The sequence below is a fragment of the Bartonella sp. AA83SXKL genome (genome assembly GCF_042196965.1).
GTDB lineage: Bacteria > Pseudomonadota > Alphaproteobacteria > Rhizobiales > Rhizobiaceae > Bartonella.
This window is the reverse complement of the sequence record NZ_JBHIRG010000030.1, coordinates 1-9,494: the sequence shown is the minus strand read 5'-3', so window position 1 is coordinate 9,494 and position 9,494 is coordinate 1. Positions and strand designations below refer to the sequence as shown.

Genomic DNA, 9,494 nt, shown 5'->3' with positions numbered 1-9,494 from the left:
AGAGACCACACCATTGATGTTGCACGGGCTGCTGGGGGCGTTGCCGCTGCCCTTGCCGGTGGCAATGTTGATGCCGGTGCCGATGCCGCAGGTAATGCCGCTGCAAATAACTTTTTGGGTAGTGCACAACGCGCTCAGATGAAGAAAGAGTTAGAAGAGTGCCCTGATGATCAGTGTCGAAGAGATGTTAACGAAAAATGGTTCGAGATTAGTGAAGAGCAAGATAGAATTTTTGAGATAGGTTTTGCGAAGGGTACGATTTTTGGTGTCGCCAAAGCAATAGGAAGCGAAATATCTGAGACAGCTCATGACGTTAAAGAATTAGGTCTGGCAATAGGAAACAGTTCAGTTGATGAGATCTCTCAAAATATTCTTCAAGGCATTGGAACAGCAACATCTTGGGCCACGAGTGGGCATATGTTGGATGATGTCTGGGAAGGAGCTGGTCAATTCTGGGGAGGAGTTAAGGATTCCTTTTGGGGGCATATAGATCACATACATGAAACAATGGAGAAAGGAGGGGATGGCGCATTCAGTGCGGGTTTTGAATCTGGTGAAATGTTAGGTAAACCATTAGGAGATGTGGCTTATATAGTGGGTTCTACAGTGCTTACTGACGGTGCTGTTTCAGCAGCCAAGGGAGGCGTAAAGCTTGCGAACAAGCTTGTAGAAAAAGATATCATCAAATTTGCATCTAAAGCTGAAGAAGCGGCTATAACAGGAGCAACTAGTTCTGAAGTAAATACTGCTCATGTGGGAAAAGAAATCGCACAATCGCTAGAAAAAATGAGCGATGAAGCTATTGCAACTCAATATTTGGGGCAAGAGAGAAAGTTCTGGTCAAAACCTATTGAGGTTGAGTTTGAAATAACTAACAAGGGAGAAAAAATTACTCAGACAAACAAAGTCTATCAGAGAGATGATCTGTTTGATCCTAACCAGATTGTTAGTTGGACAGTAAAAGGAAAAGAAGTAAAAGGTACAAATATTGAAAGGATGAAAACAGGAAGAGCACCTCTTGACTTTAATGAAAATCCCATTGAATTGCATCATATGCTGCAAACACATGATGGTCCCATAGCAGAGGTTACAAATGCGTTTCATAATAAACATAATTCTGTTATTCATATTAATCCTAATACAATGGGATCAGCTATTGACAGAGACCTATTCGATAAATGGAGGACGAAATACTGGAAGGAACGTGCTAAAGATTATGAAAAGAAAGATATAGCAACTAAAAAATAATAATTTATGGAGAACAACCTATGAAAACTTATACTTTAGCTGATGTTGTACAATTAATTGATAAAGTAAATAAATATGATGATGAGATTATCAATTTTGGTACTGCAGAGGATGCAGTTAGTGATGTACGGATTAAAGAGGCAGAAAAAACTCTCGGTTTACAGTTTACAACTTCTTATAAGGATTTTTTAAAAAATTATAAGGGAGGAGAAATTGGTTATGAGGAAATTTTTAGCATTTATAACGCAAGTTTTGAGGATCATCCTGCTGGTGATATTGTGCATAAAAACTTATATCATAGGAAACATGGTTTTGCGACATTAGAACAGCTTGTTGTCAGTAGAACTGATTTTGGTGAGACATTTTACTTTGATTATACTCAGTTTCAGGATGGTGAATGCCCACTCTACGTCAAGATTCCATCTGGAGCGTCACATTATTATGCAAGTAATTTTTATGAATTTCTCTGTAAAAGAATTAAAGAGCACGCAGGGGAAGATTTGTGAAAACCTATACCTTAGCTGATGTTGCAGTACTAGTTGATAAATATAGCGATAGTATCGATTTTGGTACTGCTGATGATGGAGTTGATGATGTACTAATTGAAAAAGCAGAGAAAACTCTCGGTTTGCAGTTTACAACTTCCTACAAGAGTTTTTTAAAAAATTACGGAGGAGCGGAGATCTGTGGTGAGGAAATATTAAGTGTTTATAATACAAATTTTGAAATTGCTCGTAGTGATGATATTGTTTATTATCATATAACGGATGTAGAAAATGGTTTAGCAAAACCACAGCAGCTTGTTGTGAGTAGAACTGATTTTGGTGAGACATTTTATTTTGATTACTCTCAGTTTCAGGATGGTGAATGTCCGCTCTATCTTAAGTTTCCACCTAGCGATCCCCAGTATTACGCAAGTAATTTTTATGAATTTCTCTGTAAAAGGATTACAGATAACTTGAAGTAAATTTCTTTGTATGGTGGTTTTACTTCCGAATTGCAATGTTAAACCACTATTTTTTCTTTTCAAGAATGCAGGTATCGTTAATATTTTTAAGGGGGATCATCTATGAAAACCTATACCTTAGATGATGTTGTAGTATTAATTGATAAAGTGAATAAATATGATGATGAGATTATCAATTTTGGCACTGCAGAGGATGCGCCTGATGATATATTGATTGAAAAGGCTGAGAGAACTCTTGGTTTACAACTCACCTCGTCCTACAAAAGTTTTTTAAAAAATTATGGAGGAGGAGAAATTGGAGGTTATGAAATTTTTAGCATTTATAACGCAAGTTTTGAAGATAATCCTGCTGGTGATATTGTTTATTATCACTTAACAGATATAAAAAATGGTTTAGCAAAACCACAGCAGCTTGTTGTCAATAGAACAGATTTTGGTGAAACCTTTTACTTTGATTATACTCAGTTTCAGGATGGAGAGTGTCCGCTCTATCTTAAGTTTCTACCTAGCGATCCCCAGTATTACGCAAGTAATTTTTATGAATTTCTCTGTAAAAGAATTAAAGAGCACGCAGGGTAATGACGATGCAAACCAAAGATGCAACAGAGATTTTAAAAAGACTTGGCTGGGAGCCCCATCGCGATGAAATGGGTGATATGTTTGCTTATTATCACCTCCCCGATCGCATAGTGCGTATTCATTATGGTGTCATAGATTATGGACGGGATAGCGGAAGATTGTGGGTTTCTGTCAGTCTTACTACTGCTGCTTATTGTCTTGGCTGTGAATATGCTAACGGTAAAGAATCTCAACCTCAATATGAGGCTATGCTGATTTCTTCAGAAGAGAATTTTGGAGTTACAGCACTAGAATTTTTTGAAAACCACGTTAAGGTAGCTTTAAATAAAGTGTTAGTTTGGGCGCACGCACAAGATATTGAGAAAAAATTACGTGAAAAAGCTGCTAATCATTCTCTCGTTGCAAAGGCTCTACTCGGCGATACCGAAGCTTTAAGGAATTACAAACCTACACCTCAATTATATACACCAGAGTTTTCTGATTATGAAAAGATGACACAGGTTGAGCGCGTCATCTTTTTTGCTGAAGCTTATAAAAATAATGAATTGGATGACATTTTAGCACGCAAAAAACCGAAACAGCGTTTGATGAGTCTTACAGCAGCAACGCGCATTCTTAAAACCCAAGGGTGGTTTGTTACGGAACCTGGGAAAATGTGGTTAGTTTTGCCCGACCGCTTCATTCAATTTGATTTTGGTTTTATACGTCTTCCAAATGATGATTACAATGTTCATCTTGAAGCAGAGATCTCCAACGAAGATATTTCTGTAGCTTGCCATTATATTCACGATAGTAGAAAATGTAGGCAGATATCAGCTACAAATATTTATCAGTCTTTTAATACGATTGGGGGAGGGGTTTTTAGTGGTGTTGATAAAGGGATTGATATTCGTGTAGAGACATTAAATGAGCAGGAGCTTATAAAAATTTCTGAGCGGATAATACAATGGGCACGCGCCCAAGATTTACAAGCATCAATAGAAAGCAAAACACGTGTTCAAAAGTATAGCTACAATATAGATATAGTCTGGCATTTGGCTTGTTTAGCGTTGACAGGTCGAATTGATATCCTGAAATCTTATAAAAATTTTTTAGAAGCTGGTACGATTTCTGAACATTTGGATGATGATGAAGTAGAAAAATATGTTAACCATGCCGTTGAATTTGCTGAAGAACATCTGAAAATCCTTAATGAGCGAGAAGCAGCAGAAGCACATCTTGGTCCGAAAGCTTTGATTACTTTCAATAAGGTTGCTGAGCAATTAAAAGAAATGGGTTGGACAGTTTATCGTGATAAAAACTATGATCGTAATACCTATTTTATCAGTAAAGACCGTATCATCAATATAATGTACAGTCTTCAAAGTGATGAAGAAGAGCCAATTGTTGCATTTAAGGCTTCCCTTTCAACACTTGGCTTTTCCACTGCTCATAGAGAGATTTTCTATAATATGCCTCAATATATAGCCCTCAAAGAAGCAGAAGAAGTTTATACAGTTTCTAGTACTGAATTGGATAGAGGCAAGCTAAAGGAGATTTGTACAGATATACTTGAATGGGCTGATCGACAAAATGTGAATCAAATCATCTATGATTATGCGGCTTTTTCCCCAGACAGTGAACTTGATCTTGTAGCGCGTCACCTTATTGCGCTTGTTTTGATTGGGGATGTTGAAAAGCTCAAATCTTATAAGGAGAATTTTAGAAAGGGAAATTCTTTAGGTTTTGTGGAAGAAATCTCAAAATATAGAATTGATAATCTCCTCACTCTTGCACGGGGTTATCGAGCAGGTTTTCCGAAAAATGCACCGATTTTGAGCTTGGATCCGCAAATAGCATCTGTTGCTTCTAAAACAACTTCTGTTGAAGTGGCAGAGGAAGTGGACGAAGTGGATGACAATGATGATCGTCTCACCATGGAAAGTGCTCATGCACTTTTGAAAAGCTTAGGTTGGTCAACCGAGAAAATCAATGAGAATGATCATATGGCAAGCTATCAATTGGCTGATCGTGAAGTAGACATTCTTTATAACGACGAAATTGCCAAAGATTGTCCGCAATTTGATAGCGCCTTTTTGATTAGCACGGGCATTCTTTCCGCTGCTTGTAAATTCATTGATCCTACCTACACGGAAGATATTCCAGATATACAGCTTAATTTTGAAGCCAAGGGATTGGAAATCTTTGAACCAGAGATCACTACGGATCGTTTAACACAGGCGCTTGATGATGCGCTAGAATGGGCGGTAACAGACATTGACCTTTCTAAAAGGCTACGCTCTGATTATGGCACTGCTCCTTGGGAAAAAGGCGCCACGTCTAAAGCAAACGATACGGATTATGCTTTACTTCATCTTGGCGCTCTTGCTTTATTGGGTGATGTTGAGACCTTACAATCTTATCAGCAAAGCTTTACGGCAGGTGATCACCTAGGCTTTGACGAGAGCATCAACAAAACCCACCTTGAACGTGCATTAGCTTTAGCCAAAGAAGTAGCAAAGGTGAAGCAAGTGAGCTACGCTTTGATTGAACGGGTAGCAAAAGATTTTGATGATCACTCAGAGCTTTCTAGCGAGGAATAACCTCGCTCTTGGAAGGAGAGTTTATTTAAGTCTATTTAGAACAAAGAATAAATTGATTATTTTGAAAAAATTGAGGGGATTATGAATCATGAAATGGATAAAGAAAAAAAGTATGGGGGAAGCTGAGCCGGTGGAATTTAAAAGTCAAAAAGTTTATCAGGAAGATGAACTGTTTGAGCCCGAAACAGTTTCTTCTTGGAAAGAAGAAGGACAGATAGTAACGGGTACAAATGTGGAAAGAATGGTATCAGGAAGAGCACCTATTGGAGTCGATTTTAGACCTATTATGTTACATCCTGTGACACAAGAACAAGATAGTCCTCTCGTTGAGGTTCTCTACTCATTTTATCAAGGCAGGAGTTTGGTTGCTCCTATGAATCCAAAGACAAATTTTATCAGAAAAGTTATTTGTTGGATTTCAAAAAAAATTCCTAAGTAGGAAAAAAGAAAGAGTAATTATTGCAAATATTGAAATAATATCCCTAAAAGGCGCTCTCTAAACTTTAATGATCACCCCCTTTAATTCCATCATATATTGTAAATGCGAGATGATTGTACAGAGACAGATGAGAAAAGAGCTCCGTCAAGAACATATCTCTTATGATTTTATCAATCTCATCTCAATTCCATTGGCTATAGTAGAAAAAGATTGATCATTAGGAACACTCATTATGAGTAAAAACACGCTGTGACTTATGGAGAAAAATTTATGAAAAGTTATACTTTATCAGATGTTGCACAATATGTTGATATGCATAGTCATGTTATTAATTTTGGTACTCAAGATAATGCCCCTGATGATGTACGGATTAAAACAGCTGAGAACACTCTTGGTTTACAATTTACCTCTTCCTATAAGAATTTTTTAAAAAATTATGGAGGAGGAGAAATTGGAGGTGAAGAAATATTCAGTATTTATGAAATCTGTGCAGGTATTCCTGCTGGTGATATTGTTTACCGAAATTTGCTCGATAGAAGAGATGGCTTTACGTCCCCCAAACAACTTGTTATCTGCACAACTGATTTTGGTGAAACCTTTTATTTTGATTATACGCAGTTTCGGGATGGTGAATGCCCACTCTATCTCAAGTATACATCTGAAGATTCCGAATATTACGCAAGTAATTTTTATGAATTTCTCTGCAAAAGAATTAAAGAGTATGCAGGGGAAGATTCATGAAAACTTATACCTTAGATGATGTTATACAACTAGTTGATAAATAGGATAATTGCGATTTATTTCTTGTTATGAAAACATCTAAAAAGAGATTGATCATTATAAAGATTAGCAAAATCCCTTTTAATAGACCGTGTCAGTGTTGTCAGTTCTTTTTAGAGCCTATATTATTTTTTTTAAATGAGAGAAAATTAAAATCAATCTATTTCAATAGGTTAGTATTTTAATGATACAACCTTTATTAAAAGACAACCCATAAATTCAACTCACAATATATATTTGTCAGTTATATGTCAGTAAATTGAACTGACAAAATAGATTATTTTAGTGAGTGATTAAAATGTGCTTTATGAAAAGCATATAATCCTTTAAAGCCTTTCAAAAGATAGTTTGTAACTCATAAGAAATGCTATCAAGATCCTTATGGTTGTTAGTTTTGAAGATTTTGAGTATTTTGAGGGTTCCTTTTACTCCCCTTTATATATTTTTTTCAATAAAAAAATAAAAGTTATTATATTTCAATATATTAGCATTTTAGAGATACAGTCTATATTAAGATGCAACCTATAAATACAACCCATGGTATATTTTTGAAGGTATTTTGAGGGTTTGAGAAACATTCAAAACCTATAAGTAATATAAGAAAATGAATATACATAACTCTGTTTAAACAAAGCTTTTGAAAAGGATAAAGCTATCATTTTAGATTACGGTATAACCTCTTAAAGGCAATGTAAAAAAATCTAATTCTATTTAAGAGTGGGGTGGGTTTCTTAAAAGTCTTAAAGCAATCCAAATAAGAGTATCTAAAAGTGCAAGTTTCTTCTTTTTAGAATAACGCATGATAAATTATCCTTTTAAAGATTGTATGTAAGCTATTTATAAAGGGGGGATAGAACCTATAGGTATAAGACCTTATATCCCTTTGTGAGTTTAGCATGCCAAGTCTATTCAGTTTCTCTTATTTCTAATTTTGGTAGTTTTTTCACGATTTTCATTGTTTCTAAACTTACAGTAATAACCCTTTGAAACAATTCTAAAGGGTAGGCAGGATTTCCAACGATCTCAACAGCATAACGATTGGCATCATTAACAATACTACTCTTTTTATTTATTTTTACACATTGACACCCCATAACCCATTCAAGAGCAGGCTTGCCATTTACGATATACTCATAAGCTTCAAGAGGGATATCTGTCATGATGATATTGCTGTTGTAGATAACAGTTGATTTATTCTTTTCCTTACTATTCTTAATTTTTGCGAATTTCATTTCAGTCACATAATAGAATTTCTCAGAATTAGAGATGTCAGTTAATTTTGGATTACCCTTTTAAAGGCACGGAATAAGATTCTACAGTTTCATAACTCACGTGCAAATGACTGAGTTCACGCCCTGTTACAACAGAGCTCCGTTTTCATATGAGGGGGTTAATTCTTATCAAAAGAATCAAAACGAAGCTTATTAAATCCATTTTGAGTAAATGGTGAAAAAAATGCAGAAAAATGCGAAAAAACGGATAAATTTTTTTCAAGAGGGTTTTAAAGGTACTTATCCACAGCCCATGAGAGAGATCAGATCAGCAAAATAGTGAATTTTGCTGTTCGTTTCACGTGTTCATCAAGACAAATGAACTATGTGCTTTTAAAATATCATAATGAGTATTTTGATAGGTTTTATGAGTCACTAAAATAGTCTATTTTGTCAGTTTAATTTACTGACACAAACTGACAAATATATATTATGGATTGTATTTAAGGTTGTATTGTCGATATAGGTTGTATCATTAAAATGCTAACATATTGAAATATAATGTTTTTAATTTTCTCTCATTTAAAAAAATAATATAGGCTCTAAAAAGAACTGACAACACTGACAGCACTGGACAAAACTCTTCTGTTCAGATCATTATCTTTGGAGAAAGGTTGCTTAATGCGCTGTACAGAGAGTTTTGCCTATTTGAGTAGAAAGTTTTAAAAGAGATTTCTTATTGTTTTATGCTGTTGTTTTTGACGACAGGATGTGCTTGATCGCATGATGTCTCGTTTATATGCGTGTTGAGTGGCTTAGAGGAGCTGGAGAGTGAATTTATCTCTAATTATTGATAAATATATTGTAGCATTAAACTGGGGATATTAATGTATTAACCATTGACGGGCTAAACAGTTTTGTTTAGAGGTTTTTCCATAGAAATGTGGGGGAGAGATCTTCAGCAGTTAAAATAAAGCAGTTTTGGGTGTCACTTTTCTTTGGTAACAGAGGCATGTGCTTTTGTTAAAAGCGTCATAGGGCAGTGGCTGTTTTGAGTGGACTTGTTAGAGGTTCCATGAAGTTTTTTTAAAGAGTGCTTCATGGATAATGCAAAGCGGGGGCAATCTGTATTGTTATTGATATTTTTACGCCAAAGTTCTCTTTTGAGAATTTTTCGTGCCATTGTTGTTTTCTTTGGCTTGTTTACAGGTGTAAATGTTTATGCGCGCTCCTCAGCTATTTTTCATTCCCCAACAGATAATTTTTCTCGCCAACAATCTGAGAAGCAGCAATTAGAAAGAATTGAGAAATTACGCGCTTTAACGCCTAAAAGGATCAAGACGCCTTCAGAGCAAAATCCAGAAACGCTTTTGGGTGGGAAACAATGTTTTCCCATTCATGCTGTTGTTGTTGAGGGAGTGCATCATGTCAAAAAGCGCTCTATATCAGCTGTAACAGAGCCTTATGTTGGAAGATGTATTGGTCTTTTTGATATCCAGCTTTTAATCAAGAAGTTAACCAAAGTTTATTTGGATCAAGGCTATGTAACGGCGCGTTTTTACATTCCTGATCAAGATATCAAAAACAGCAAGACGCTCAAATTTGTTGTCATTGAGGGGAAACTTTCAGAGATTTACTATAATGGTTCACCGACGTCTCGTTATAATAATGTTGTATGGAGTGCTTTT

8 protein-coding genes and 1 pseudogene are annotated in these 9,494 nt (G+C 35.7%); 8 read left to right on the top strand and 1 reads right to left on the bottom strand.

The genetic code is table 11. From position 1 onward, the window contains the following. The 7 genes from ACFINO_RS08420 to ACFINO_RS08390 form a co-directional block, all read left to right on the top strand. On the top strand, positions 1 to 1,248 hold a 1,248-nt coding region (locus tag ACFINO_RS08420; RefSeq protein WP_375655431.1), incomplete at its 5' end, for an HNH/ENDO VII family nuclease. Between the two features lie 20 nt (positions 1,249 to 1,268). Further along, a complete protein-coding gene (locus ACFINO_RS08415) occupies positions 1,269 to 1,754 on the top strand; it encodes an SMI1/KNR4 family protein (RefSeq protein WP_208438784.1) in 486 nt (161 codons plus the stop codon). After that, positions 1,751 to 2,215 (top strand): SMI1/KNR4 family protein, encoded by a 465-nt coding sequence (locus ACFINO_RS08410; protein ID WP_375655430.1) that lies wholly within the window; start codon positions 1,751 to 1,753, stop codon positions 2,213 to 2,215. The genes ACFINO_RS08415 and ACFINO_RS08410 overlap by 4 nt, the downstream gene beginning before the upstream one ends. 102 nt (positions 2,216 to 2,317) lie before the next feature. Continuing rightward, a complete protein-coding gene (locus ACFINO_RS08405; RefSeq protein WP_375627527.1) occupies positions 2,318 to 2,794 on the top strand; it encodes an SMI1/KNR4 family protein in 477 nt (158 codons plus the stop codon). 5 nt (positions 2,795 to 2,799) lie between these two features. Further along, the gene (locus ACFINO_RS08400) at positions 2,800 to 5,376 is read left to right on the top strand and encodes a DUF6990 domain-containing protein (protein ID WP_375655429.1); all 2,577 of its coding nucleotides are present in this window, start codon (positions 2,800 to 2,802) and stop codon (positions 5,374 to 5,376) included. A gap of 88 nt (positions 5,377 to 5,464) precedes the next feature. Further along, positions 5,465 to 5,815 carry an HNH/ENDO VII family nuclease gene (locus ACFINO_RS08395; protein WP_375655428.1) on the top strand — a complete coding sequence of 117 codons (351 nt, stop codon included), beginning with the start codon at positions 5,465 to 5,467 and terminating at the stop codon, positions 5,813 to 5,815. 270 nt (positions 5,816 to 6,085) lie between these two features. Next, positions 6,086 to 6,556 carry an SMI1/KNR4 family protein gene (locus ACFINO_RS08390; RefSeq protein WP_375618706.1) on the top strand — a complete coding sequence of 157 codons (471 nt, stop codon included), beginning with the start codon at positions 6,086 to 6,088 and terminating at the stop codon, positions 6,554 to 6,556. A 944-nt stretch (positions 6,557 to 7,500) separates the two neighbouring features. On the opposite strand, the pseudogene ACFINO_RS08385 reads toward ACFINO_RS08390, so the two are convergent. Next, positions 7,501 to 7,960, bottom strand: a pseudogene (locus tag ACFINO_RS08385) (type ISP restriction/modification enzyme); the annotation flags it as partial. A 946-nt stretch (positions 7,961 to 8,906) separates the two neighbouring features. Between ACFINO_RS08385 and ACFINO_RS08380 the strand changes: the two are divergent. Then, a partial coding sequence (locus ACFINO_RS08380; RefSeq protein WP_375655427.1) for a POTRA domain-containing protein occupies positions 8,907 to 9,494 on the top strand: 588 nt, incomplete at its 3' end.